The organism is Pseudoalteromonas sp. ASV78 (genome assembly GCF_047806705.1).
Classification (GTDB): Bacteria; Pseudomonadota; Gammaproteobacteria; order Enterobacterales; family Alteromonadaceae; genus Pseudoalteromonas; species Pseudoalteromonas prydzensis_A.
In genome coordinates, this window is the sequence record NZ_JBLOPA010000001.1 from 1219585 (window position 1) to 1244292 (window position 24708).

The following is a 24708-nucleotide window of genomic DNA, read 5'->3' on the forward strand; positions in this document are numbered from 1 at the left end:
TATACCTCACTACTCCCAATGTTATCCACAGAAATTGTGGACAACATTGGCCTTTTATTTCACTCTGATAATCTATACTATTGATCAGTATATGCTGATGGAAAGCTTTACAATTACAAAGGGTCCGCAATGTCTAAACAAACATTAAAGCTACATAGTACAACCTTTACTATTCATACCCTTGAAGTTGATGCCGAGATCCCAGCGGGTTTATTCAACCAGTCAATGTTTGTGGTAGCCAAAACTAAAGATGAATTATCGATTGTATGCCCTAGCCAGTTTGCCATTGACAGCCTTGATGCTGAACATGATTGGCGTGCTTTAGAAGTCATTGGCCCACTTGGTTTTTCGCTCACGGGGATCATGGCGAATACTTCTGGCGTTTTAGCCAAGGCTAATATCTCTATCTTTGCGATTTCAACTTACGACACTGACTACGTGCTCGTAAAACAACAACGCATCAATGATGCCATAAAAGCATTAAAAAAAGATGGCTATCAGCTGCTTAATGAAACCAAGTTGGCATAATGAAAATCCCGGATATTAGCTATTTACCACAGCGACAATTAACACCAAACAGTATTGCAATTTGCAGTCCTTTTAGCGGTAAGGTAATGCCATTAACTGAGCACCCAGAACCATTTTTTAGCTACGGCACACTGGGCCCAGGCATTATGGTTGCATTGAGCAATCACAAAATATTAGCGCCCTTTGATGGTACATTAGTACAAGTAAAAAATGCCGGCACAGAATTTATTCTACAAGCTAATAATGGCTTAAAAGTACTGCTGAATTTACAGTTAGACCCACAGCAGCACATTAAGCAAACACACATTGCTCAGCTTAATGGCAGTAAAGTGACAAAAGGTCAGCGACTCGCCTATTTTGATCTCAGAGATCTCAGTAGCCCATTACTCGCCTGCCTGATTTTGCTCAATGGCCATCAGCTTACACCCATGCATTATTCGTTATCCCACGTAAGCGCAGGGATAGACACCCTTTTAACTATCACTAAGAAGTAATTAATATGACCACTCTTTACGGCATCAGTAACTGTGACACTATAAAAAAAGCCAAAAAATATTTAACCGATAACGCCATTGATTATACCTTTCATGACTATCGTAAAGACGGCGTAAACCTAGCTATGATCAGCGAGTTTGCCAATCACCTAGACTGGCAAGAGCTGGTTAATAAGCGCGGTACAACCTACCGCCAATTAACTGATGAGCAAAAACAAAACCTTGATAAAAACAGCGCACTGGCCATTTTGGTAGAGCAACCGGCGATGATCAAACGCCCAGTATTAATTCATAATGATACTTACCACTTAGGCTTTAAAGTGGCGCAATACGATGAGATTTTTGCATCATGATCCATCCTGTCATTGAACTTGCTCAAGCGTTGATCCAACGTCGCTCGGTCACACCTGAAGATGCTGATTGCCAAACAATGATGAATGAGCGTTTACAAGCGCTTGGCTTTAATATTGAGTCAATGTTTTTCACCGATACCTTGAATACGTGGGCACGCAAAGGCAATAGCTCCCCGCATTTTTGCTTTGCTGGGCACACCGATGTGGTCCCCACAGGGCCTGAAAAAAACTGGCAACACCCGCCATTTTCAGGGTTGCTTGTCGATGGACTATTACACGGCCGTGGCGCTGCTGATATGAAAGGCTCACTCGCTGCGATGATTGTTGCAACTGAGCGCTTTGTTGCAAAACACCCAGCTCACAAAGGCTCAATCTCGTTTTTAATCACCTCAGATGAAGAAGGCCCCTTTATCAACGGGACAACCCGCGTAATTGATACGTTAGAAGCTCGCGGTGAAAAAATTGATATGTGCTTAGTCGGTGAGCCGTCATCGCGTAATGTACTCGGTGATGTGGTTAAAAATGGTCGTCGGGGTTCTTTGACTGGCTTTTTAACCGTTAAAGGTATTCAAGGTCATGTCGCCTATCCGCAGCTTGCCTTAAATCCAGTACACTTAGCCGCCCCGCTACTTACGCAGCTCAGCCAAACCGTGTGGGATAACGGTAATGAGTTTTTCCCAGCAACAAGCTTTCAAATCTCAAACATTAATGGCGGCACCGGCGCTGGTAACGTGATCCCAGGTGAACTTGAAGTGCAGTTTAATTTTCGTTTTAGTACTGAAGTAACCCATCAGCAATTACAGCAACGCGTTGTTGATATGTTAGCTGATTATGATTTTGAGTATGAGCTGAATTGGATTGTTAATGGCCAACCATTTATCACCGAAGGCGGGCCACTTATTGATGCAACGGTTGCCGCGATAAAAGCAGTAACCGGTTTAGACACCGCACTTGAAACCAGCGGCGGCACCTCTGATGGGCGCTTTATTGCGCAAACGGGCGCAAAGGTGATTGAACTTGGACCACGTAATGACACCATCCATAAAGTCAATGAATGTGTCAGCAGTGACGATCTAATTGCCCTTGCCGATATTTACGAACACATTTTAGAGCAGCTGTTAACATGAGCCAAGGTACACTCACAGCACAACAATTAGCTGAGTGTGCGTGTGGTAAAAATGAGCTAATGCTTGTTGCATATCAAGGCTATAAACTGCATAAAGAGATTGTTGATGACTTTATGCGGTTACAAAATGCAGCGCGGGAAGCGGGCTTTGAATTAGCCATCGCGTCTAGCTTTCGGGATTTTGAGCGCCAAGCACTGATCTGGAATGCTAAGTTTACTGGTCAACGTCCGGTGCTTAATAAACACCAACAGCGCGTTGATTTAACGTGTATGTCAGAGATTGAAAAGTGCCATGCGATTATGCTCTACTCTGCACTGCCTGGTACCAGTCGACATCACTTTGGGACTGATCTTGATATCTTTGATCAAGCCGCCGTATCAGCAGACTATAAATTGCAGCTAGAGCCGAGTGAATACACTGAAAATGGCCCTTTTGCGGCAATGACTCAGTGGCTGGATAGCCATTTACAAGCATATGGTTTTTATCGCCCCTATCAACAAGACTTAGGTGGCGTTGCACCAGAGCCTTGGCATATTAGCCACATTCAACAAGCCCAGCTGTTACTGCAACACCAGAGTATTGCAGTATTGACGGATATAATAAAAAACAGTGACATTGCTGGCAAAACCACTATTTTGGCGCATTTGCCGCAGCTTTATCAGCGCTATGTGTTAAATGTGAGTACACCGGCTGTTTAGCCAACATAAAGACCAATACAGCGCCAAGAATAACGGCGCTGGCAATCACAAACTGAATACTGAGTTCTTCCGCTAAAAATAACATTCCCGCCAGTGCTGCAATAACCGGCACACACAGTTGCACCACCGCAGCTTGGCTACTTTTTAACAGTGGCATAGCAACATACCAAATACTGTAACCAATACCCGATGCCAACGCGCCTGAGGCACAAGCAAGCGCAATGCCCTGCCAACTAAGCCCCGCTAAATGACTAAAACCAAATATAAGTAATACGGGCAACGCAAATAAACTACGCGCAAAATTAAAGGTGGTGGTTTTAAGCGGTGAAATACATACTTTACCGCGAATACTGTATATACCCCAGGCAATGCCGCTTAGCATCATCAATAGTGCCGGTATAACTGAAGGGATAGTCGCCGATGGCAACATCAAATACACAAAGCCAATCACAGCGATAATAAATGCACTCCACTGCACAGCACTTAATCGCTCTTTATTATATATCCCCCAAGCAATCATAGTTAGCTGCACCGCAGAAAATAAAATAAGTGCCCCAGTACCGGTATCTAGTTCTACATACGCAATTGAAAAACATAGTGCATACACCAGTAAGCTAATACTGCTGCGCCAGCTGCCGCGATCATTCACGTCGAGCTCAATATCGTCATTATTATTAGCCGAATTGGCTGTTGATTTTGCTTGTATAAGTACGATAAAGCCTAAGCACAGCGCGCCACTGAGTAACCGCAACGCAGTAAAATTCCAAGCATCTATGTAGTTTTGAACTAATGCCATACGGCATAAAAGAGAGTTTGCTGCAAATGCCAGCAAGGCAAGTACCGTGTACAATGTTGCTTTCAAAGTGTTCCTTAGTTAAAACCGTTACTGCACATGCAGCGTGTATGGTTTGTTATGTTGTCGCTGACACCAGCCAACCACGTTCGAGCCATTGATTTATCAAACTGATAAGAAAGCCAGCAATTTGCTCACTGGGTATATCATTTATACAGGATTGCCATAATTGCGCAAAGTTTACCTGTTGTAATCGTAGTGTCAGTGATTGGTATTGGGATAGCACAACACTTAGCAACACAGTAAAGTCGATGAGTTTTCGTCATTTAATCGACTACTTATTTGATTATGAAATATTCTAAATTGAAAACTAGCGGCTTTGCTGATCTATTTCAGCTCAGTTACGTAATTATAGAATGAGTGCCTACGATTTTTTACATTGTTTATCATCGCCCTCAGATTAGTTTATGCTAATCTGTATTAACGGTGATAAAAGGAGTGCCATGTGCAACGTAGTGTTATTTTTGGCTTTTGTGCTATTTTAGGTGGATGCAGTACCATTGGATTTGGTGATCTTTTTACTGATTACGCCACTCAAATGACGCCTGTACGCCAAGCAATTAATAGCAATAATATGGCTCAAGCCCAGCAGCTATTGCCAACTAATGGGCAATCGCACAGCAACTACTTGCTCAATCAATTAGAACACGCTCGTTTAAACACGCTAACGAATCAAGATGATACTGCGCAACCGCAATATGAAGCGGTCTATCAGCAAATGGAAATAAAACGCCAAGCCGCCAAAGTACAACTCAGTGCAGGGCTTGAACAAAGTAACGCCCTGCTCACCAATGACTCTGTCATCGCGTATACGCCAGCGCCTTATGAAATGAGTATGCTGCATAGCTATAAAGCACTCAGTTATGTTTATCAAAATGATATTGAAGGTGCACTGGTTGAAGTGCGCCGCGCTAATAAAGTACAAACAGATGCATTAACGGCTAACCAAGATGACATTGATGCCACCGTAAAAGAAGCGCAAAAGCATTATCCCAGCATGGATGAGGTGATTAAAAACGTAAAAAATGGCTACCAAAATGCGTTTACGTTTTATTTGTCAGGCTTACTTTACCAAAGTAATAAGCAATACGATGATGCCTACATTGATTTTAAAAAAGCGCTGGAAATCAATCCAGAAAATACCTATTTGCAGCAAGATGTACTGCAGCTTGCCAAGCGACAAGGCTTTGACCAAGATTTTGCTGAGTTTAGAAAACGCTTTGGAGAACCAACTAAGCGCGCCGCTAACAGCGGTGAAGTGGTGGTGCTAGTTGAACAAGGGTTAGTACCAGAAAAAGATGAGTTTGTGTTGCGTTTACCGATTTATACATCCCGTGGCGATGCGCGCTTTTACAGTTTAGCGATGCCCGTTTATAAAGATAACGCATTTATACCCGCGATTAACAAAATTAATATCGCAGCACAGGTTTTACCATTGAGCCCCTTGGTACGCCTAGAAGCACTGGCGGCGAAAACCCTCGAGGAGCAAACACCGGCGAGAGTCTCTCGGCAAATATTGCGTTTAGTAGCAAAAGAAAAAGTACGTGCAGAATTAGCACGCAGTGGCGGCGATGTCGGCAATATTCTCGCGAATATTTACAACTTAGCGTCAGAGCAAGCGGATACCCGTAGTTGGTTGACGCTGCCCAATCAAATAAGTGTCGCGCGTACCCAGCTCGCGGCAGGGGATCATGTATTAAAACTTGGTGCTCATAGCGACATAAACTTTACCGTTAGTAAGCAAGGGTTAACCTTGATTTATCTAACCTCTATTAACAACTATTTTAATTCCCATGTAGTGCAACTTTAGGAGCTACCATGAAATATTTAGTGCCATTATTAGCGGTGTGTCTACTGGCAGCCTGTACAAGTAGACCAACCACATCAGGTATTAGTGTTGAACAAGCTTCAGCACAATACCAGCAACAGTTAAAAGTAGATAACCCTCAATTAGCTAAAAAACTGGCCATCACTGATGTAAAGACTCGCCAAACTAATCAGTTAACCGATGTCGTGGTGACACTGTCTAGCCAATATAAAAAGTCACAATATTTGCAGTACCAGTTTACTTGGTACGACGGAGATGGCTTTGTGATCAAAGGCAATCATTCACCTTGGCAAGCGCTGACTTTATTTGGTTTTGCTAATATGCAGCTACCTGGCCTTGCACCGACAGCCGATGCAGTCACATTTTCATTAGCAGTTCGCGAAGTATCGACTGAAGCACAAGAATTTAAAAAGTAAAGGACACCACTATGAATACTGAAAACACAACGAAAAAACCAACATTTAAAGCACTCTCTGGTTTTGCTTTACTTGGCTTAAGCGCTTTAGCGCTCAGTGGCTGTGCTAATAAAGCGGTGGTTAGCTACGGTGACGCACAAGCTGTTGAAACAACCGATATTAACTTTGGTTCAACCGACTTGCAAAAAGTCGCTACGCAAATGACCGATTCGCTGCTGGCTTCGCCAGTGGTGGGTACTATGACCGCTAATACACGCCCAGTGGTATTTGTTGAACGTATTAAAAACAAAACCAGTGAGCACATTGATACTGAATCGATCACTGATTCAATTTCAACCCAACTACTGCGCAGCGGTAAATTCCGTTTTGTGGATATGAGCCGTGTAGAAGCTGTAAGAGAGCAACTTAACTTTCAAAATGTTGATGCATTAGTTGACCCTTCAACTGCAGTGGCCTTTGGTCAGCAAGTGGGCGCGCAATATATGCTGTATGGCAATTTATCAAGCATTGTTAAGTCAAACAAAGATAAAGCCGATGTGTACTATAAATTTACCATGCGCTTAATGGATTTAAAAAGTGGCTTAATCGAATGGGCTGACGAAACAGAAATTCGGAAAACCCGAGAAAAATCAACCTTTGGCTGGTAATGCAGCTTAGGAGGTAAATGATGAATAAACTCATAATTGGGCTGTGTACAGCCCTGCTCATCAGTAACCCAAGTTTTGCAGCATATGAGCGAAATAAAGCCGTGCCCGTACAGCAAGTACTGTTTGGCAATGTGCAATCAGTGCGTAATATTACTGAACAAGAACTGGTGCAAGACAAAAATAGTGGTTGGAAAACCTTTGGCGGCGCCTTACTAGGTGGTGTGATCGGTAATCAATTTGGTGGTGGCAGCGGCCGCACCGCAGCGACTATTTTAGGCTCTGTAATTGGTGGCAGCGTTGCGCATAACCGCCAGCAAGGCAGTCATTACAACCAATATCATTTGGTTGAATTAATGATCAAAGTTGAAAACGGTAAGCAATTTATGGTGGTTCAAGACAAAGACAGCCAAATGACCTTTAACACCGGTGACAGCGTGCGCTTAGTGTATTTATCAGATAATACCGTCCGCGTTGATAAAGCCTACTGAGTTTAGCTAGTCTGATCTGAAATGAAAAAAGCGAGCCATCATTTTACTATGAGCTCGCTTTTTTATTGTTGCCAAGTATTAACTCTTAACTTTGCCGATAATTATTAAAGAAGCGCTGCATCTTGCCCATCGCGGTCGTTAAATCATCTTTATTAGGCAAAAACACCAATCTAAAGTGATCAGGGCTAGGCCAGTTAAATGCCCTACCATGCACTAACAATATTTTTTCTGCTTTGAGTAAATCGAGGATCATTTTTTCATCATTTTTGATATTAAAACGTTCTGTATCCACTTTGGCAAAAGCGTACAAAGCCCCTTTTGGTTTTAGACAAGAAATACCATCTATGGCATTCAAACCACGCCAGGCGATATCGCGTTGTTCGTACAAGCGCCCACCAGGATTAATTAACTCATCAATTGATTGTACGCCTCCTAACGCTTGCTGAATCGCATATTGCGCAGGCACATTAGCGCATAAACGCATTGAAGCTAAAATATCTAAACCTTTGCGTAAATCGTCCATGACCGAGGTGCGACCACTGAGTACCATCCAGCCCATCCGTAAACCTGCTGCGCGGTAAGTTTTCGCTAAACCGTTAAAGGTGATGATCGGCACGTCATCACACAGCGCGCCAATGGAGCTATGGGTGATCCCGTCATATAAAATCTTTTCGTAGATTTCATCGCTTAATAACAATAACTTATGCTCACGGGCTACGTCTATCAACTGTTGTAATAACGCATCATCGTATACCGCACCAGTCGGATTATTTGGGTTGATCAACACCAACGCTTTGGTTTTTGAGGTGATTTTGCTACGAATATCAGCAATATCTGGAAACCAATCTTGTTCTTCATCACATAAATAATGAACGGGGTTACCCCCTGCCAATTTCACTGACGCTGTCCATAATGGGTAGTCCGGTGCAGGGATCAACACTTCATCATCATTATTGAGTAACGCCTGAGTCGTCATTTGAATTAATTCACTGACGCCATTACCAATATAAATATTATCTACGTCTAGATTGGATAAACCGCGTTGTTGGTAGTGCTGATAAATAGCCACACGGGCTGAGTAGAGGCCTTTCGAGTCACAATAGCCTTGGGCTGAATATAAGTTACGAATAATATCACGGTGCATATCTTCTGGCATATCAAAGCCAAATGCCGCGGGATTACCAATATTCAATTTTAAAACTTTTTGGCCTTCATCTTCCATTTTGCGAGCCTGCACTAACACTGGCCCACGAATGTCATAACAAACGCCTTGTAATTTATGACTCTTTTTAATTTCTGACATTTTTACCTCTACTAGTGGAACAACTAGATTACCCTAGTAGAGGGGCCAAATACTAGTGTATTTAAGGCTTTAAAACTGAAATAAATTCACGTCTGAGTATATAGCTAACGGCTTTGCAACCAATCAGTTAACTTTGCCTTTGAGCCCGCAACTTGGCTATCTAGTTGTTGTGATGCCTCGAGTGCTTGCGCTGTATTATGATTGTTCAAACTTTGCTCGATTGTCCTTGCCACTTCCGACAAACTACTCGCTCCAAATTGCGCGGCGTTCGACTTTAAGCTATGGGCATGACGGCTGGCGACTTGGATATCGTTATGGATCGTTGCTAATATTGCTGAGCTTAAGCGCTCAAATTCAGCGCAGCAAAACACCAATGTATCACTAAATTGCTCTCCTAATAACGATTCCATACTTTCCAATGCGTTTTCATCAATGATAATTGTGTTCATTCTTTATCCTTTTTTACTCATGCAACACGACATCAGTAACTTATGTTAATTCTAGACCCTAGAGTCTGCTTATCTTTCGAGGTTAAATTTGCAATAATGTGCATACCCTAATGTTATCTCGAAAAAAAACCAACTAATCGTCTCATTCAGCGTATAATTAACGGGTTTTCAACTATTCACAAATAAATAGATTATTTTATGTCTCGTTCGCTGTGTGCTCATTGTAAATTTAGCTTATCAACTTGCCTTTGTGAAGATTTATCAGTGCTTGATAACAAACTTAAAATTATTATTTTACAGGATCCTAACGAAATCAAAGTGAGTAAAAACACCGCGCGCTTATTAACGCTTTGTCTAACTCAATGTGAACTAATTATTGGTGAAACGCAGACTGACTTCAGTATCTTAGAAAAACTCCCCTGCACCTCAACAGCACTGCTCTACCCTGCTGAAGATGCCATTTTGTTAGATGATGCGAGCATTTCAACCAAAAAGTTTACCGCGCAGTTAAGCCATTTAATTGTGCTTGATGGCACATGGAAAAAAGCATTTAAGCTAATGCAATTGACCCCTGCGCTAAACAACTTTAAGAAAGTCAGCTTTGCCACAATTCCACAAAATCGCTACCGCATTCGTAAAGCCCCACGCGAAGATAGTTTGTCGACCTTAGAAGCGGTAGCACATAGCTTAGCGTTAATTGAACACGCAAACCCAGCAGCTTTATATCAAGTACTAGAAGCGCTTAACAACAAACAAACTCAGTTTATGCCTGTGCATGTTAAAGCTCGTTATCAAGTAAAATGATGGCTAAAAATCGCTTACAACGCGGGTTTTACCGCCAAGGGCCCAATTATCGCTTTGATGACCAAGTTGATTTTAACGATATTCGTGACACTTTTGGCTTTCGTACTATGGTGGTTGGTAAATGGGTTAGCAAAGAAGAGCGCTTTATTAGTGCTAATTTGATCTATGATGCCTTAGCTGATTTAGCCCAAATTCTGCAAGTTCCCCCTAGCGCGATTGGCCTCAGAGGAAAGCTTAACTTTGCTTTTGGCCATGGCGGCCAACAACACGTGCAGGCGCATTATAATAGCCGAACACGTACCCTTGCGCTGGCAAAAAATGCCGGAGCTGGCGCGCTGGCGCATGAATGGTTTCATGCATTTGACCATCATATCGCAGGGCATGTTTTTCCTACTCACTCGAAAAACCACTTTGCATCGAAACTGTGGCTTGAACACCCTATAGCGCCATCCCATCCGCTCAACTTAGCGTTAAATAAGTTTTACCAAAGCGTATTTTTAGAATCCACAGGTGACAATGCGAATAAATATGTACAGCAATGTATCGCATTTGATAAACACCATCAGCAATATTATATGAGCATGCCTGAAGAGTTAGCCGCACGTAGCTTTGAAGCCTGTATTGCCCGTAATGAGCAAATCGTTAATCATTTTTTAGTATCGGGTATCAATACCTCAGGCCTTATTTATCCTGATAGCGACACCTTGACAACTTGTAATGAGGCACTTAATAATTATTTTTCTCGATTAGGCCAGTTGCTCTTTCATCATCGCGTGTAACTAACGAAGTGTTTTCAAGGTTTTTCTCAAGCCACAGCATATAATCAGCAAACGTTAAAGGCCGTGAAAAGTAATATCCTTGGCCAATTTCACAGCCGTAACTTTGCAATTTAACCATACTTTGGCTGTCTTCAATCCCTTCAGCAACAACATAAGAACCCAACGATTTAGCGATATCGCAGGTCGCGCGACAGATTGTTTGATCATTTTTTGAATACTCAATGTTCATCACAAATTGCTTATCTATTTTTATTTCATCAAAGCCCATTTTGCTCAAATACGCCAGTGATGAATAGCCAGTGCCAAAATCATCAATGGCTATTTTAACGCCAATTAAACGGTAATCATTCAGTGCATTCTTTATATCAACGCCTTCAAAAAGCGTCGCAGACTCGGTCAGCTCTAGCATTATGTTACTCGCATTAAGCTTAAACTCATCCAGTAGTGTAATAAATAACACGGGTAAATCTTTACACATTAAATCTTTAGCAGAAATATTGATGGAAACAATATGCTCCGGCAATAATGCCGTCATTTGTTTTTGGTAAATCAACGCGTGCGTAATCACCCATTCGGTTAGCTCTGAAATGATCCCCGATGATTCAGCTATCGGAATAAATAGATCCGGCGGCACATGCCCAAATTGTGGGTGTTCCCAGCGCAATAAAGCTTCACACCCATGTACTTTCCCTGTGTTTAAATCAACCTGTGGTTGGAAAAACAAGCTAAGTTGATCATATTCAATCGCTTCTTTTAAAGCTGATGCTATGGCGATACGACGCTGCGAAAGAGTGACATTTTCAATATTAAACATATGCCAACGTTCACCATGCAATGGTTTTGCACCCAATGCTTGTAAGCCGCGCTGGATCAATTGCGAAGCTGTACTTGCATGTAACGGGTAATTTGCCACGCCAATATCAACTTTATCAATTAAATGAAGCCGTTTATGGGTAATGCCATCAGCAAACACACTGTTGATCACACACACCAACTGCTCTATTTGGCTCAACTCTAGCCTACCCAGTACTACCACTGCATAAGTACTGTCATCAAGTCGAACAATACTTCGTGCTCCTTGTGTATTCGTTTCAACGCACAATACATTCATTGAGGCTAATTGCTGCGTCAATTTATTCATAATCACTTTTATATGTTCATTGACATGCTCATAACCAAAATTTGCCCGTGCATTCGACAATACTGCGGGCCTAAATAGCAATATAGAATGCGCTGTGGTTAGTTTTACTTGGCTATCAAGGCGTTTTATTAGTAACAGTTTATTCGGTAGTTTTGTTTCATCATCATGCGTGAGGCTATGGTTATATTGCTTAACACGTTTTCGTTCATGAATAAGTAACGCCATCACAAACGCCAATGCATTTACCACAATTAATACGTCATTAAATGGGAATAACTGTGCACCAGCCACTAATGTTGCTTGCCAACACAGCGTTTGTAAAATGACAGCACACCAGACAATTAAAAACTCATACTGGATTGGTTGTTTGGTGTTACTACGCCAATAAAAAAATAAATAACTTAGCAGCACTAGCATAAAACCCAAACTCAAAGTCACAACAACAAAGTGCACTGATTGCTTCATAAAACAACTTAAAATTGCTGTCATACTAAATAAGCTAACATACGCTAATAACTTATACTGACGTGGTTTTAAAATATTCTGTGATTGTAAATAATGAATAAAGCAAAAGCTGATCACCGCCAGTGCCATCACTTGAAATGAAAACTGTAGCTTTGCATACCATAAAGGTAACAGCGCATTACTAACATAATTCAATACCCCTTGCGCTATTAAAAACTCACTTAATATACACCCAAGATAAACAAGTAAATAAAGTGCTTTAGTTTGATGTGACAAAATGTAAACAGTGCCAGCAATCGTAATACACAGCAGTAATACGCCGATAATTAATATAAAATTTCGCAGTTTAGTATTTACTAACTCAATAAATTGTTGCTCCGTAGCAAAGCCAATGTTGATCCACTCATCATCATTGTGGCGAGCAGATAGCACAGCCCAATGCGCCCTGTCGGCGGTAAATACTACGTGGGGCAACACCTTATTAATGGCGCGGTGCGCCTCATTATTTGCTGCAACTAGCTGGTTAAAATTGTCATCTAGGGTGTAAAAATCAACGTGTGATAAATGAACATTATCAGCATAAATAACGTTTGACTGTGATTGTTGGTACTGAGATAAATCAATAATAAACCAATAGTCTTGCTCGGCTTTCAACCGAACTTGTGATAAGTCTGATTTAGCGTAGGCTGTTATTGCATGTTGTAGCAAGGGTTTGGCAGTTTCAAAGGGATCATTCGCTGGCACGATCCAGCCTGTCACAACGGAGTCATTTGCAGCTATCGCACACGATGAGGCAGCGATACTAAAAAGTACGAGCAAAAAATTTATAAACACTGTTCGTGCGAATGTACTTACCTGAATCACTGTCACTCCATGTGCTTTTAACATATATAGCTAATTAGCCCCAAGATCCGAACATCATTGGCATTAAAAGCAAAGCATTGATTATAAAGTAACGCTTGAGATTAAGCCCAGTGAAACGCTGAATTCTCTACCTTGATGTAATTAAGCTATAGTACATTGCAAAAAGATAACTAAAGTATGGAAGTATTGAGTGAAATTGCCAGTAATTAACCGAAGAGATATTGTTTTTCTAGTAAATAAAAAGGCCTACCTTCTGGTAAACCTTTATTTTAAAATGTATTTTTAATTAATTGCGATCGTCACTGATACGACTAGCAACGGCGCTGGTTTGATCTTTATATTTGGCATCTTTACGAATGTTATACGGGTTTTCAGCAGGGCCTGACAGGGTTTCAAAACTCATTGCGCCAATTTTCATCATTGGCCGCAGCGCCAGTGGCAGCTTACCTGAGTTATAAAACTCTAACACGATATTACCAGACCAACCTGGATCTATCCGGTGTGCCGTAACGTGCACCATCAAACCTAGTCGCGCCAATGACGAACGGCCGTCAAGCCAACCCACAATATCAGCCGGTAACGTTACTTTTTCGTAAGTCATTGCAAGTGCGAGTTCACCCGGGTGTAAAAAGAACGCATCGCCATCTTTTAGCACGATTTCATCGCTCATTATCGATTCCATCGCTTTATTAAGCTGATCTTTAGGACCGCTTAAATCAACATACGCTGCGGTATGATCTTGAAACACACGAAACTTATTGCCTAACCGTAAGTCTGCCGTTACCCCAGAAATCATTTCATCGGTCGGACTTGGCTCAATAATAATACGTTGTTGGGCAATATATTCTTTAATATGGGTATCTGATAATCTCATTAGTTAATCATCCGTAATCACAATCTCAACTGAGTCATGATGGGGTTGTTGATAGTAAAGCGTACTGGCAATTAAGCGCGCAGCATCAGCATAAGTTTTACTCACAGCAGCTTGGTTATCCATTGCTATTAATTTGCCTTGCTCTGAGTATTCGCGAATATCAATCGCCAGTGGAATTTTTGACAACACAGGCACACCATGACGCTGGGCTAATTTTATTGCGCCATCTTTGCCAAATACATGATTAGGCTCACCACAGTGCGAGCATAAAAAATGGCTCATGTTTTCAATCAAACCTAACACCGGCACATTCACTTTATTAAACATCGCGATGCCTTTTTGCGCATCTGCCAACGCTAAATCTTGTGGCGTGGTGACAATCACAGTGCCACTGGCAGGCACTTTTTGACTCATAGTTAATTGAATATCGCCAGTGCCCGGTGGCATATCTACAATCAGGTAATCAAGCTCGCCCCAAGCTGTTTCGTTAAGTAACTGATTAACCGCACCCGAGGCCATTGGCCCGCGCCATACCGTGGCGTCATCACTGGGCACTAAAAAACCGATTGATTGAGCTTTAATGCCATTAGCATCAAAGGGCTGTAATTGTTTATCATCTTGTGTCGTAGGCGCCGCGCCGCTTAGTCCCAACAACATAGGAATAGAAGGACCATAAATATCCGCATCTAAAATCCCAACTTTGCCACCTTCAGCGATAAGGGCGCCCGCCAAATTCACAGCCGTAGTTGATTTACCAACCCCGCCTTTGCCAGATGCAATCAATACAATATGTTTAATAGATTTGAATTTGCACGCGCCAGGCAGCTCAACATTAGCGTTAATCACCACCGTTTGCTTAAGCTTTTCGCTGACAAACTCAGCCACTTGTGGCATTTCAGATAGCGCAGCAAATGGCAGCGTTAAATTGAGCAATAATGAGTTATCATTTTGTGGTTCAATACGGTTGATAAATTTTTCATCAACGCCAACTGCAAAAGCGGCACTGCGATACCCTGCTAATGCAGCAATAATCGGTTGTTTTTGCACCGATTTAGAAGAGAATAGTTTCGACAGTCCAAACATAGCAATAAAATAGTGTTTCTTTGATGAAAATTGCCTCGGAATTATGTAACATTCAGGGCATTAACACCAGTCAATTAATGAAAATCGGCTCACCACTAAGGTGTTTCCTTTAGGTTTGCTGATAATATTATGATTTTCATCCGTTCCCTAACCGGAACCGTCAATTCGGAATGATTATGGCACAGCGAAAGATCCTCATTACCAGCGCATTACCTTATGCCAATGGCCCAACACATTTAGGTCATTTATTGGAATATATTCAAACTGATATTTGGTCGCGTTTTCAAAAATTACAAGGCCACGAAGCTTATTATGTTTGCGCCGACGATGCCCATGGCACACCAATAATGCTAAATGCGCAGAAGCAAGGGATCACGCCGGAAGAAATGGTAAAAAATGTCAGTATTGAACGACAACGTGACTTTGCAGACTTCAATATTAAATTTGATAACTATCACAGCACTCACAGCCAAGAAAATAAAGAATTAAGCGAACTTATTTATAATCGCCTAAACGATGCTGGTCATATCAAAAAGCACACTATTTCGCAGTTATTTGACCCTGAAAAAGGCATTTTCTTACCGGATCGTTTTGTAACGGGTACCTGCCCTACTTGTAAGTCTGAAGATCAAAATGGCGACAGCTGTGACGCCTGTGGTGCAACATACAGCCCTACAGAGCTAATTAATCCGCGCTCTGTGATGTCGGGTGCTGAGCCTGTATTAAAAGATTCTGAGCATTACTTTTTCGATTTACCCGCGTTTGAAGACATGCTTAAAGAATGGCTTCACTCCGGCACTATTCAACAAGAAATGGCCAACAAGTTAGACGAATGGTTTGCCGATGGCCTGCAACAGTGGGATATCAGCCGTGATGCACCTTATTTTGGTTTTGAAATCCCGGGTGCGCCAGGTAAATACTTTTATGTATGGTTAGATGCACCAATTGGTTACATGGCCAGCTTTAAAAACTTGTGTGACAAACAAGACATCGACTTTGATGCATTTTGGCAAGAAGGTTCTGACGCTGAGCTTTACCACTTTATCGGTAAAGATATTATCTACTTCCACAGCTTATTTTGGCCTGCAATGCTTGAAGGCGCAAAATTCAGAAAGCCAACCAATGTATTCGCGCACGGTTTTGTCACCGTTAATGGCGCAAAAATGTCTAAATCAAAAGGCACGTTTATTAAAGCGCGTACTTATTTAGACAACCTAGATCCTGAGTTTTTACGTTATTACTACGCAGCAAAACTTAACAGCGGCATTACCGATCTTGATTTAAACCTTGAAGACTTTGCACTGCGCGTAAATTCAGACCTAGTGGGTAAAGTGGTTAATATCGCCAGCCGTTGTGCCGGTTTTATTACGAAAAAATTTGACGGTAAATTAAGCGACACCGTAATGGAGCCGCAATTATTAGCCGAATTTCAAACCGCTACCGATACCGTTGCTCAGCACTATGAAAACCGTGATTACAGCCGTGCAATTCGTGAAATTATGGCGCTGGCTGATAAAGCCAACCAATTTATTGATACCGCAGCACCCTGGGTGTTAATTAAAGACCAAGCCAAGCAAGAACAAGCACATCAAGTATGTTCGCTTGGACTTAACTTATTCCGTGTATTAATGACTTACTTAAAGCCAGTATTACCGGGCATGGCAGCCAATGTAGAAGCGTTTTTAAATGATGAACTATCTTGGCAAGGCGCGCAAACTGCGCTGGTAAGCCACCCTATCAATAAGTTTAAACCGTTAATGCAACGTGTCGAAATGGATAAAGTGAACAAAATGGTTGAAGAATCAAAAGAAAGTTTATTAGCAGCAAAAGACAAAATTGATCCTAACAGCCCACTTGCTAAAGAGCCAATCGCTGCTGAAATCGAGTTTGATGATTTTGCCAAAGTAGATTTACGCGTAGCTAAAATAGCTAAAGCAGAGCACGTTGAAGGCGCTGACAAGCTACTAAAACTCACCCTCGATTTAGGCGGCGAAACACGTCAAGTATTTGCTGGTATTAAATCAGCTTACGCGCCAGAAGACATCGAGGGCAAACTAACTGTGATGGTTGCGAATTTAAAACCACGTAAAATGCGCTTTGGCATGTCAGAAGGCATGGTTTTAGCTGCCGGCCCTGGCGGTAAAGAAATTTACATACTCAACCCAGACGATGGCTCAGAGCCAGGCATGCGAGTAATGTAATTCGACTGGTAAAAAGTTAAAGACTAAAAAGCCGTTGTTTTAAAACAACGGCTTTTTAATTTATTTTTAATTGCTCTATAAATCATAATCCAATTAAAACGCAAAAAACCATATTGATAATCAATATGGTTTCTTTTTAAAACGGCTTGTAGTGATACAGAAATAACTTATAGAGAAAGGTATTCTTTAGCGCGAGTCAGGTTATGCGATACCATTGCGCTGTCAGCAATTTGTGCTGCTTCGTATAAATCAGAAAGACCAGCCGTATCATTATTAGCCATCATACGTGACACACCACGATTACTTAATGCATACGATGTTAATTCACGTACTTTAAATTTTGGCGCATTGCTTTGCTTTAAAAGTGCAATCGCTTTGGTGCAAATTGCTTCTGCTTGCTCATAATTCTTTGACTTAACATTCAATGCGCAGCTATTAAACGACAGCTCAACTGGCTGTGCTGCGTTGGCCGTTTCAATAACCATTAATTTGTAATCACTGCCACCAGCCATAGCAGCTGCTGAGCAAGTTAGTAATGAGCCAAGTGCGATGGTTTTTATGAGTGATAATTTCATGATTATATTCCTATTTGGTTGAGTCCTGTCGTCTCTGGTGCCGACAATTGAACTTTAGAGTGTTAGCTCAATTTCGACAAACGATAAAAATAAACCCGATAGATGAATAAAATTAACTTATAGACTTTATAAAAACGGATTTTTACTGAAACAAGATTCAGTAGTAAGACTAAAAGGTGTCAACATCACACCTTTTAGTCTATAACAGCAAAAGCCATTAGCGCGTTATTTTATAATATACGAGCGACTAACTGGCTATAAACTGTTTTTTCTGCACTGGCAGGCGTTTACTTGAATGGTAAAGCAGGATCATCCTTCATAACCGCTTGTTCAGCTGTTGTACTAGGTAGTATAGGGCTTGGCGCGACTGAGCCTTGCGTTGTTTCTGTGTTCAAAATTAATGGTAAACCATCTTTACCACCACCTATCACCACAACTTTACTATTGTTAGATTTGGCCAACTCTACGGTCGCTTCAATCCCTCGCCAGCGTAAATAAGTTTCAGAAATACCACCACTGACTGTTTGCTGAAAATCTCGGATCCCTTCAGCTTCCGTTTTTTTACGTTGTGCTTCTTTTCTGGCTACAACTAAACGCATGTCGTATTCTTCATTCAAATAATCTTGATTCACTTTTGCGATAATCGCATTATGGACCTTTTCTGGGATATTAACGCGTTTGATCAACATATCATCCAAATTAACTAACACTTGCTCTGTATGCGTTGTTTTCTCTTGCTGTAAAATTGTTTTTTCTTGTAATTGCAGTTCCTTTAATACTTCATCTAAAAGCTCTTTTTGTACTTGTAAACGCATATTACCGTACACTTGCTCTGCCGTGTAACGCGATACAATCATGATCACTGCAGAGTTAACCTCGGGTAACACTGTTTCTTTTAGGTAATCCGTGCCAACTAATTTATGTAGATAAGGTATTTGTGCGACCACAGGTCGATAACGCACAGTCACCTCTAACGAAATTTGTAAGCCCTGCGACGTAATAGCATGGATGGTTTCATCAGCGGTTTGAAATCGACTAGAATATAAAGTTAGCGTATCCCAAGGCAACACTAACACGGTTCCTTCACCAAACGGTTTTTCCAAATAGGTACCACCGCCTAAACGTTTCCACAAAACTCCGACTTGGCCTGAATCAATTTTAATAAACATCACTGGCACCAGCACCATGGCTAGAAACATAAAAATCAGTAATGTGATCCCGGCCCTAAAACGCCATGACAATATACGTTTATGAAATTTAGGCTTGTAACGTTTAATAAACCGCATACTGATATTAGTGATTAATACTGCAAGCAGTAAACCCGCAAGCACCAACAGGGTCAAATCGGGAGTAATGACAATATTCATGATGAGACCCCATTGCTTACAATATCGTTATTATCGGTTAACTGCCCTTCCACCATTTTTAAGTGGGCATCGGCTAAATGAAAGTATGTATCATCATGGGTAATTGCAATCACTGTATTTCCTCTTGCTTTGAGTCGCGGTAACACTTGCTCGTAGAATTTACGCCTAAAAATAGGGTCTTGATCGGCTGCCCATTCATCAAAAATATATACAGGTCGATTTTCTAAAATTGTACTCAATAGCGCTAAACGTTTTCGCTGTCCTGACGATAAGTCAACCGTGCTAAATTGACCATCGACGATACTCACTTTGGTGTTCATTTCTAAAAATGCCAACCATTCATCAATTTCTTGCTGTTTTGTATCGTGAATACCATACAGCTGTTTAAATAAATGAAAGTCAGAAAATACCGCTGTAAATAAGCTACGATAACCTTGCAGCGAAGTTTCATTGAGCTGTTGACCATCAAGGAGTATTTTTCCAGCCTGTAACTCATATAAACCGGTGAGCATACGAATAAAGGTGGTTTTTCCGCTTCCGTTTCCCCCAGTAATAAACGTAATTTTGCCCCGCTGCAGCTGAAAATCAATGGGCCCAACTACGAAGGCATGTTCACCTGGGGCACGATTATGCTGATAATATGCACCACTTAATTGTATCTGCTCAAATGTTGCAAGCTCAGCATGAGCCGAGTTTGTATGTTGAGTTTTTTCCTGTTCACACTGCAACTCCTTTTCCAACGCTAACACATTTTGCCCTGCCTCACTGGCAGCGGTAAAAATAGGAATACCGCCGACAATACTGGTGATCGGGCCAATTAAAAATAGCGAAGCTGTGGTGACTTTAATAACCACATCGGTGTAGACATGCGATAACACGGGGACAATAAAAACCATAGCCCCAGTTGCCGCAAAAAAACTGATTTGCGATAAAATAAAATCGCTGGCAAACAAAGTTTGTGTTTTGGTCTTCGAGCGTTTAGCGCGTGCTGAGTCCATTGCAAACTCATATTCAAGATCATCCGCTCTTGGCACACTTAGCTTTACTTCTTTAAAGCCATCGAGTAAATCAGATAAGCGTTGAATTAATTTGTTTTCGCTCTCAAATGACTGCTGCATATTCTTTTGTATTTCGTCTGCCCGCAGTCGGTGAATGCTGCCTCCAAGCATAATCAGTACGGCCAACACAATGAAAGCGACAAAGGAATGATATGCAATATACATAGATGTAAAAAAAACTAAGCTAATTGACTGTCCTATAATCACAAACAATTGTGCAGACTGAGAAATAGTCTGTAATTCTTTGCTTAGCGTAGTAAAAATTTTCTCTTTACCAATCTTCTCTAAGGTCGCCAGTTCTGTATGACGAACACATTCAAATAACTCGACACGTAACCCATCTATGGCCTGTTCAACCATTTTTGCGGCTTTAGTCATTAATCTATGTTGGGTGAGACCATAAATAGCAATGGTTAACGAAAATAAAGCGAGATAATAAAGAATATGATTTTCGCGGTGAATATCAGCAATATTTTCCGCAACATTATTTATTAGCGCTAAAACGAGGGCATTTGCTAATCCGGAAATACAGCCTAGCGCAGCAAATGTTCTTTTTTTAACTGTGATGTTTCGACTAATTAAATCGTATAATACCATGTTAGGGTCTTTTATTGTTTTTGATGGTCTTTATCAACACCCATTAACGCACAGCTAAGTAGTAGTACCACTGCTTTCTAAACAAATGGTTTAACTAAGCTGTATAAGTAATTGAGCGTTAAACGTTGTTATCCATGTCGCTGTATTAGTTGTTATGTATCTTGGCTATGTGTCGACTCTTTTTTATGCGCAAAAATCAATATTAATAAACCAACAAAAGGTGTCAGCATCAGCGAAAGCAAAAAAAAGCCAACAGGGCCTGCAAACGTATTTCGCCCCCAGTAACCACACAATAAACATAATCCTAAATATAAAATGACGATCATTATTAATTCCTTTCAGTTAAGCTGTAATCAATTGATAAATAAACCAGCAATAACTGCTGGTTTATTTAGGGTTTAGCTCATTCTACTTACACTGCAGCTTGGCTTGGTTGAGCACTTACATCACCTTTGTCTTTACGATACTTCGCTGCGATCTCAGAGATATCACCTTTAATACTTGCTAAATTAAGGTTTATCAATGTACCGCCATTTTCAAAGTGTCGAATAAACGTAGAACCGACTGCATGCGAAGATGCCGCCGAGATCACAGGCATAAATGCAATGGAACTGAGTGTTCCAATGATAGGAATAGCCTTGAGGAAACTACTTAAACCAGCCCCACCTAATGTCTGTGGAAAAGAGCCACCAATTACGGCACTAATAGTGCCTCGCAGCTTATTCTCACTATAGGATTGGCCATATACCTTAGCAATCTCATCAATCATTTTTATTTGAATACCTGTCAAAGCTACCAAATCAACCACTGGAATTGGAATAAGTCCGCTGCCAAATGACCATTTGCTATACTTATCGACAATTATCTGCGCTACAGCCACTCGATTTTCTGCTTCAACGAGATCTGCTTGTTGCTCAGAAACGGTGTCAGTATTCGCCTTTTCGTCCTTCGCTGTTTTTGCCGCTGTCATATTTTTTCCTCTATGAATTAAATTAACAGTTGTTGAACCCACCAAATTACTGCTCTAATCAAACTTTAGTCAGTAACTTGCCCTTTTTCACTTTTCTTTTCATGAATATAAAAAGAAAAGTAACACTTTGCATAAACATGCAAACAGTAATTGGACTACAACCACTCCTTGTTCAGGTTTGGTTCCAACTTTATTAGTACTTAGCCCATTGCTAATGCAAGGGACTAAGCAATGCAATTCTTTTGGCACTTATTAATCCATCGACACAACTTTACGCATCAATTAATAGCGCTTGGCACTTCTGTTCACGGTGCTTATCACTGTAAAAAATTATATTTCTGATCTCACTTGCGATGCAGTCCGACTCTAGTCCTGTTTTAACGTAATTACTAAAGACCATCACTGACTGATCCCGTTCCACTAAACGATTAAAGCTCGTCACCCATGAATATGGATAACTACCTGAGTACTGTAAAAATTTTTCATACTTTCGCAGATTGGCATCAGCAGGATCGGATGGACAATCGGCAACTTTGCCAAACTGTAACGGGTCAATAAATGTAACAAACCAACCATAGCCATAGTATTCGCATTGCGTGCTGTTATCGGTATTAGCATAAGGTGCAAATGCCACTACCTTTTGTGCCTCATCTAAAATTTTACTTGTGTACAATGCCTGATCCCACTTATGCATATCAGTCACTGTTGAGTACATATCACCAGCAGCATAAAGTACCAGTGGATTGCTATAAGGATTCTTTAAAATATTCTCATATGGTGCAGGACCGCCGACTAAGGGAGGCCGGCCATTGGCTAGTGGTAAATATGGATTTTGATTTGAGATATAACCTGTGGTCATATTTTGATACACGCCAATAGCGCTAAATGAACCACTATCGTTCATATTGATCGGATCTAATATTTGTTCTTTAAGGAGGTTTTCGAACCAAAAGCTGCGATCAATATCGCCTTGGCTACCCGCAGCAATTTGCTCAATAATATTGCCGATTAAATAATAATTACAATTACTATATTGATATTTAGAGCCCGGGGTAAATGTCGGTTTTTCATCTTGTTCTGTACAAGTACAGAAACGATTACTGAAATCTTCAGGGCCATTTAAATTTAGCGTTTGATCATAAAGAAACGGCCGCCAACCATAATTATCATAAACATCTTCATTATCACTGTAATTATTAATGCCTGAAGACATAGTCAATAAATTGTGCAATGACACATCCGCACATTGATTTTTAGGAAACCAAGGTAAATAGTCACCTATAGTCTGGGTTCTTAAATCTTTGCCTTTGAGCATTTTCATTAACATGGTTGCTGCAAATGCTTTAGTGTTAGAACCAATTCGGTATTTTGACTCGGTAGTATTTGCAATATCATATTGCATATTTTGCGGCCCACAATTTGCCTCGTAGACAACCGCATCAGCAGAAGTAATATACACAGTGCCAAAAAAGACTAAAGTGTCGCAATATTCCTGCACTGTTACAGCAATCATTTCTATCTGAGTCGCTGTGATAGTGACATTTTTTGCCACACTCTTTTTTTGCAAACAAGACGCTAAGATCAAACTTAATAAGCAGACAATCATGATTTTAAATTTTACATGCGTAAGCCATTTCATTATTTTTCTCCTGTCAATAGCCACATCTCTTTGCCAAAATCATCACTGCTAACAAAGTGAACATAGTCTTAGTAAACTTCTTATAATAACAACCAGTTAGGCCATGCCAACCAGTACTTTTCGAGGACCGCTATATGCCTCTCGTCCATGGGTGTACAGCATGTTATCAAGCAACAAAATATCATTGCGCTGCCATTGATAAGAGAATGTAAGCCCACGATACACATCATTGATCGCGGCTATATCTTGTGGGTCAATGTGCGTGCCATCACCGTAGTAAGCATTACGGGGCAAATGTGCTTCACCAATACTACTTCGCATTGATTGCACCACTGCACTGTCCATACTTGAACAATGAAAAAGATGGGCTTGGTTAAACCAGACTTTTTCACCACTTGAGGGGTGAGTAACAACCGCAGGGCGACATTGACGTGTTTGCAATTTATCGCCATCAACCCATTCGAATTGTATGTCGTTTGCATGGCAATACTGTGCAACTTCACTTTTACTCTGTGTTTGAAACACTTCTTGCCAAGGTAAATCAATATCGCCGTAGTTTCGCACGTACATAACACCTAAGCGCTCAAACTTTTCTCTGATCTGCACGGGTATGTGGTTATACACAGCTCTACTATCGGCCAAGGGGGTATTGCCCCCAGTCGTCGCTGGCACCACACAGAAAAACCCCATTCTCATCGGCCAACTATTCGAATAAGCATTTTCGTTGTGTTGCAAAATCACCTGATCAGCATGGTATTCTGTGGTGGTATAAATATTATTCTTCAACGCAGTGCGTGGCGAAGAACGATACACATACTGTTTTAGAGGCTCACCAAAGATAGTTTCTAAAATAGTACTAAATTGATGCGTACTAACAATATTTAGTCCTCGCAGTAGCGCAAAACCATCTTGATTTACCCAATCATTTATTAAGTCAGTATTGGCTTTAACCCATGCCAAACCACTTTGCTTTTCAGCACTCATATCATGCACTCGACAATCGCTATTGCCGGTGTCTAAAGCCATATCTATTGCTAATAACTGATCCATTTCATTTCCATCCTTTTAATAGGTAAGGGGTTTACTGTAGAACATAGCTCCCCCACT

25 protein-coding genes are annotated in these 24708 nt (G+C 41.0%); 12 read left to right on the forward strand and 13 right to left on the reverse strand.

Features of this window, described 5'->3' with window-relative positions; all coding sequences use genetic code 11:
• Positions 1-129 precede the first annotated feature (129 nt).
• The 5 genes from ACMVDV_RS05550 to ACMVDV_RS05570 are packed head-to-tail and all read left to right on the forward strand — an operon-like array spanning position 130 to position 3200.
• Complete coding sequence (locus ACMVDV_RS05550) at positions 130-528, forward strand: ACT domain-containing protein (RefSeq protein ID WP_416157471.1); 399 nt, start codon at positions 130-132, stop codon at positions 526-528.
• On the forward strand, positions 528-1022 hold the full coding sequence (locus ACMVDV_RS05555) for a PTS glucose transporter subunit IIA (protein WP_416157472.1): 495 nt from the start codon (positions 528-530) through the stop codon (positions 1020-1022). Before ACMVDV_RS05550 ends, ACMVDV_RS05555 begins: the two co-directional genes overlap by 1 nt.
• 5 nt (positions 1023-1027) lie before the next feature.
• Positions 1028-1375, forward strand: a complete 348-nt coding sequence (locus ACMVDV_RS05560; RefSeq protein ID WP_416157473.1) for an ArsC family reductase — start codon at positions 1028-1030, stop codon at positions 1373-1375.
• Positions 1372-2502, forward strand: coding sequence for a succinyl-diaminopimelate desuccinylase (dapE, locus tag ACMVDV_RS05565; protein WP_416157474.1), 1131 nt, complete (start codon positions 1372-1374; stop codon positions 2500-2502). Before ACMVDV_RS05560 ends, dapE begins: the two co-directional genes overlap by 4 nt.
• Positions 2499-3200, forward strand: coding sequence for a M15 family metallopeptidase (locus tag ACMVDV_RS05570; RefSeq protein WP_416157475.1), 702 nt, complete (start codon positions 2499-2501; stop codon positions 3198-3200). The genes dapE and ACMVDV_RS05570 overlap by 4 nt, the downstream gene beginning before the upstream one ends.
• On the opposite strand, the gene ACMVDV_RS05575 is transcribed toward ACMVDV_RS05570, so the two are convergent.
• Entirely contained in the window at positions 3133-4062 is a 930-nt protein-coding gene (locus ACMVDV_RS05575) for a DMT family transporter (protein ID WP_416157476.1), read from the reverse strand. The genes ACMVDV_RS05570 and ACMVDV_RS05575 overlap by 68 nt on opposite strands.
• Positions 4063-4498: 436 nt before the next feature.
• Between ACMVDV_RS05575 and ACMVDV_RS05580 the strand changes: the two genes are divergently transcribed.
• From ACMVDV_RS05580 to ACMVDV_RS05595, 4 genes are read left to right on the forward strand one after another with little or no spacing between them, the layout of a single operon-like run.
• Entirely contained in the window at positions 4499-5863 is a 1365-nt protein-coding gene (locus tag ACMVDV_RS05580; RefSeq protein ID WP_416157477.1) for a COG3014 family protein, read from the forward strand.
• An 8-nt stretch (positions 5864-5871) separates the two neighbouring features.
• Positions 5872-6297, forward strand: coding sequence for a YcfL family protein (locus tag ACMVDV_RS05585; RefSeq protein WP_416157478.1), 426 nt, complete (start codon positions 5872-5874; stop codon positions 6295-6297).
• An 11-nt stretch (positions 6298-6308) separates the two neighbouring features.
• Positions 6309-6944: a penicillin-binding protein activator LpoB gene (gene lpoB, locus ACMVDV_RS05590; RefSeq protein WP_416157479.1), complete on the forward strand. Its 636-nt coding sequence runs from the start codon at positions 6309-6311 to the stop codon at positions 6942-6944.
• Positions 6945-6964: 20 nt separating this feature from the next.
• The gene (locus tag ACMVDV_RS05595; protein WP_304185647.1) at positions 6965-7432 is read left to right on the forward strand and encodes a glycine zipper 2TM domain-containing protein; all 468 of its coding nucleotides are present in this window, start codon (positions 6965-6967) and stop codon (positions 7430-7432) included.
• Positions 7433-7517: 85 nt separating this feature from the next.
• Here ACMVDV_RS05595 and ACMVDV_RS05600 read toward each other — a convergent pair whose 3' ends face one another.
• Together ACMVDV_RS05600 and ACMVDV_RS05605 are read right to left on the reverse strand one after the other, a co-directional pair.
• Positions 7518-8735: a pyridoxal phosphate-dependent aminotransferase gene (locus ACMVDV_RS05600; protein WP_416157480.1), complete on the reverse strand. Its 1218-nt coding sequence runs from the start codon at positions 8733-8735 to the stop codon at positions 7518-7520.
• Positions 8736-8839: 104 nt separating this feature from the next.
• Positions 8840-9184: an Hpt domain-containing protein gene (locus ACMVDV_RS05605; RefSeq protein ID WP_304185575.1), complete on the reverse strand. Its 345-nt coding sequence runs from the start codon at positions 9182-9184 to the stop codon at positions 8840-8842.
• 198 nt (positions 9185-9382) lie between these two features.
• On the opposite strand from ACMVDV_RS05605, the gene ACMVDV_RS05610 reads away from it, so the two are divergent.
• Both ACMVDV_RS05610 and ACMVDV_RS05615 read left to right on the forward strand, forming a co-directional pair.
• Positions 9383-9988, forward strand: coding sequence for a tRNA-uridine aminocarboxypropyltransferase (locus ACMVDV_RS05610; protein ID WP_416157481.1), 606 nt, complete (start codon positions 9383-9385; stop codon positions 9986-9988).
• Entirely contained in the window at positions 9985-10767 is a 783-nt protein-coding gene (locus ACMVDV_RS05615; protein ID WP_416157482.1) for a CLCA_X family protein, read from the forward strand. Before ACMVDV_RS05610 ends, ACMVDV_RS05615 begins: the two co-directional genes overlap by 4 nt.
• Here the strand turns inward: ACMVDV_RS05615 and ACMVDV_RS05620 are convergent.
• The 3 genes from ACMVDV_RS05620 to apbC form a co-directional block, all read right to left on the reverse strand.
• Positions 10715-13132 carry a putative bifunctional diguanylate cyclase/phosphodiesterase gene (locus tag ACMVDV_RS05620; RefSeq protein WP_416157483.1) on the reverse strand — a complete coding sequence of 806 codons (2418 nt, stop codon included), beginning with the start codon at positions 13130-13132 and terminating at the stop codon, positions 10715-10717. The genes ACMVDV_RS05615 and ACMVDV_RS05620 overlap by 53 nt on opposite strands.
• A 391-nt stretch (positions 13133-13523) precedes the next feature.
• Positions 13524-14111 (reverse strand): dCTP deaminase, encoded by a 588-nt coding sequence (dcd, locus tag ACMVDV_RS05625; RefSeq protein ID WP_304185583.1) that lies wholly within the window; start codon positions 14109-14111, stop codon positions 13524-13526.
• A gap of 3 nt (positions 14112-14114) precedes the next feature.
• Positions 14115-15194: an iron-sulfur cluster carrier protein ApbC gene (gene apbC / locus ACMVDV_RS05630; RefSeq protein ID WP_304185585.1), complete on the reverse strand. Its 1080-nt coding sequence runs from the start codon at positions 15192-15194 to the stop codon at positions 14115-14117.
• 176 nt (positions 15195-15370) lie between these two features.
• On the opposite strand from apbC, the gene metG reads away from it, so the two are divergent.
• Positions 15371-17395: a methionine--tRNA ligase gene (metG, locus tag ACMVDV_RS05635; RefSeq protein ID WP_416157484.1), complete on the forward strand. Its 2025-nt coding sequence runs from the start codon at positions 15371-15373 to the stop codon at positions 17393-17395.
• A gap of 167 nt (positions 17396-17562) precedes the next feature.
• Here the strand turns inward: metG and ACMVDV_RS05640 are convergent, their stop codons facing one another.
• The 7 genes from ACMVDV_RS05640 to ACMVDV_RS05670 form a co-directional block, all read right to left on the reverse strand.
• A complete protein-coding gene (locus ACMVDV_RS05640; protein ID WP_416157485.1) occupies positions 17563-17970 on the reverse strand; it encodes a hypothetical protein in 408 nt (135 codons plus the stop codon).
• A 287-nt stretch (positions 17971-18257) separates the two neighbouring features.
• Complete coding sequence (locus tag ACMVDV_RS05645) at positions 18258-19337, reverse strand: prohibitin family protein (RefSeq protein WP_416157486.1); 1080 nt, start codon at positions 19335-19337, stop codon at positions 18258-18260.
• Positions 19334-20992: a cyclic peptide export ABC transporter gene (locus ACMVDV_RS05650; RefSeq protein ID WP_416157487.1), complete on the reverse strand. Its 1659-nt coding sequence runs from the start codon at positions 20990-20992 to the stop codon at positions 19334-19336. Before ACMVDV_RS05650 ends, ACMVDV_RS05645 begins: the two co-directional genes overlap by 4 nt.
• 152 nt (positions 20993-21144) lie before the next feature.
• Positions 21145-21318 carry a hypothetical protein gene (locus ACMVDV_RS05655; protein WP_304185593.1) on the reverse strand — a complete coding sequence of 58 codons (174 nt, stop codon included), beginning with the start codon at positions 21316-21318 and terminating at the stop codon, positions 21145-21147.
• 86 nt (positions 21319-21404) lie between these two features.
• Positions 21405-21962: a YcjF family protein gene (locus ACMVDV_RS05660; RefSeq protein ID WP_304185594.1), complete on the reverse strand. Its 558-nt coding sequence runs from the start codon at positions 21960-21962 to the stop codon at positions 21405-21407.
• A gap of 271 nt (positions 21963-22233) precedes the next feature.
• Entirely contained in the window at positions 22234-23601 is a 1368-nt protein-coding gene (locus ACMVDV_RS05665; protein WP_416157488.1) for a serine hydrolase domain-containing protein, read from the reverse strand.
• A 96-nt stretch (positions 23602-23697) separates the two neighbouring features.
• Positions 23698-24651: a TauD/TfdA family dioxygenase gene (locus tag ACMVDV_RS05670; RefSeq protein ID WP_416157489.1), complete on the reverse strand. Its 954-nt coding sequence runs from the start codon at positions 24649-24651 to the stop codon at positions 23698-23700.
• Positions 24652-24708: the final 57 nt, after the last annotated feature.

Bases quoted from the DNA above. Each gene is read 5' to 3' on its own strand.
- apbC (WP_304185585.1), bottom strand. From the start codon at position 15,194: ATGTTTGGACTGTCGAAACTATTCTCTTCTAAATCGGTGCAAAAACAA.
- ACMVDV_RS05595 (WP_304185647.1), top strand. From the start codon at position 6,965: ATGAATAAACTCATAATTGGGCTGTGTACAGCCCTGCTCATCAGTAAC.
- ACMVDV_RS05555 (WP_416157472.1), top strand. From the start codon at position 528: ATGAAAATCCCGGATATTAGCTATTTACCACAGCGACAATTAACACCA.
- lpoB (WP_416157479.1), top strand. From the start codon at position 6,309: ATGAATACTGAAAACACAACGAAAAAACCAACATTTAAAGCACTCTCT.
- ACMVDV_RS05585 (WP_416157478.1), top strand. From the start codon at position 5,872: ATGAAATATTTAGTGCCATTATTAGCGGTGTGTCTACTGGCAGCCTGT.
- ACMVDV_RS05605 (WP_304185575.1), bottom strand. From the start codon at position 9,184: ATGAACACAATTATCATTGATGAAAACGCATTGGAAAGTATGGAATCG.
- ACMVDV_RS05640 (WP_416157485.1), bottom strand. From the start codon at position 17,970: ATGAAATTATCACTCATAAAAACCATCGCACTTGGCTCATTACTAACT.
- ACMVDV_RS05645 (WP_416157486.1), bottom strand. From the start codon at position 19,337: ATGAATATTGTCATTACTCCCGATTTGACCCTGTTGGTGCTTGCGGGT.
- ACMVDV_RS05560 (WP_416157473.1), top strand. From the start codon at position 1,028: ATGACCACTCTTTACGGCATCAGTAACTGTGACACTATAAAAAAAGCC.
- ACMVDV_RS05550 (WP_416157471.1), top strand. From the start codon at position 130: ATGTCTAAACAAACATTAAAGCTACATAGTACAACCTTTACTATTCAT.
- ACMVDV_RS05600 (WP_416157480.1), bottom strand. From the start codon at position 8,735: ATGTCAGAAATTAAAAAGAGTCATAAATTACAAGGCGTTTGTTATGAC.
- ACMVDV_RS05610 (WP_416157481.1), top strand. From the start codon at position 9,383: ATGTCTCGTTCGCTGTGTGCTCATTGTAAATTTAGCTTATCAACTTGC.
- ACMVDV_RS05665 (WP_416157488.1), bottom strand. From the start codon at position 23,601: ATGAAATGGCTTACGCATGTAAAATTTAAAATCATGATTGTCTGCTTA.
- ACMVDV_RS05615 (WP_416157482.1), top strand. From the start codon at position 9,985: ATGATGGCTAAAAATCGCTTACAACGCGGGTTTTACCGCCAAGGGCCC.
- ACMVDV_RS05660 (WP_304185594.1), bottom strand. From the start codon at position 21,962: ATGACAGCGGCAAAAACAGCGAAGGACGAAAAGGCGAATACTGACACC.
- ACMVDV_RS05655 (WP_304185593.1), bottom strand. From the start codon at position 21,318: ATGATCGTCATTTTATATTTAGGATTATGTTTATTGTGTGGTTACTGG.
- ACMVDV_RS05570 (WP_416157475.1), top strand. From the start codon at position 2,499: ATGAGCCAAGGTACACTCACAGCACAACAATTAGCTGAGTGTGCGTGT.
- ACMVDV_RS05650 (WP_416157487.1), bottom strand. From the start codon at position 20,992: ATGGTATTATACGATTTAATTAGTCGAAACATCACAGTTAAAAAAAGA.
- dapE (WP_416157474.1), top strand. From the start codon at position 1,372: ATGATCCATCCTGTCATTGAACTTGCTCAAGCGTTGATCCAACGTCGC.
- metG (WP_416157484.1), top strand. From the start codon at position 15,371: ATGGCACAGCGAAAGATCCTCATTACCAGCGCATTACCTTATGCCAAT.
- ACMVDV_RS05670 (WP_416157489.1), bottom strand. From the start codon at position 24,651: ATGGATCAGTTATTAGCAATAGATATGGCTTTAGACACCGGCAATAGC.
- dcd (WP_304185583.1), bottom strand. From the start codon at position 14,111: ATGAGATTATCAGATACCCATATTAAAGAATATATTGCCCAACAACGT.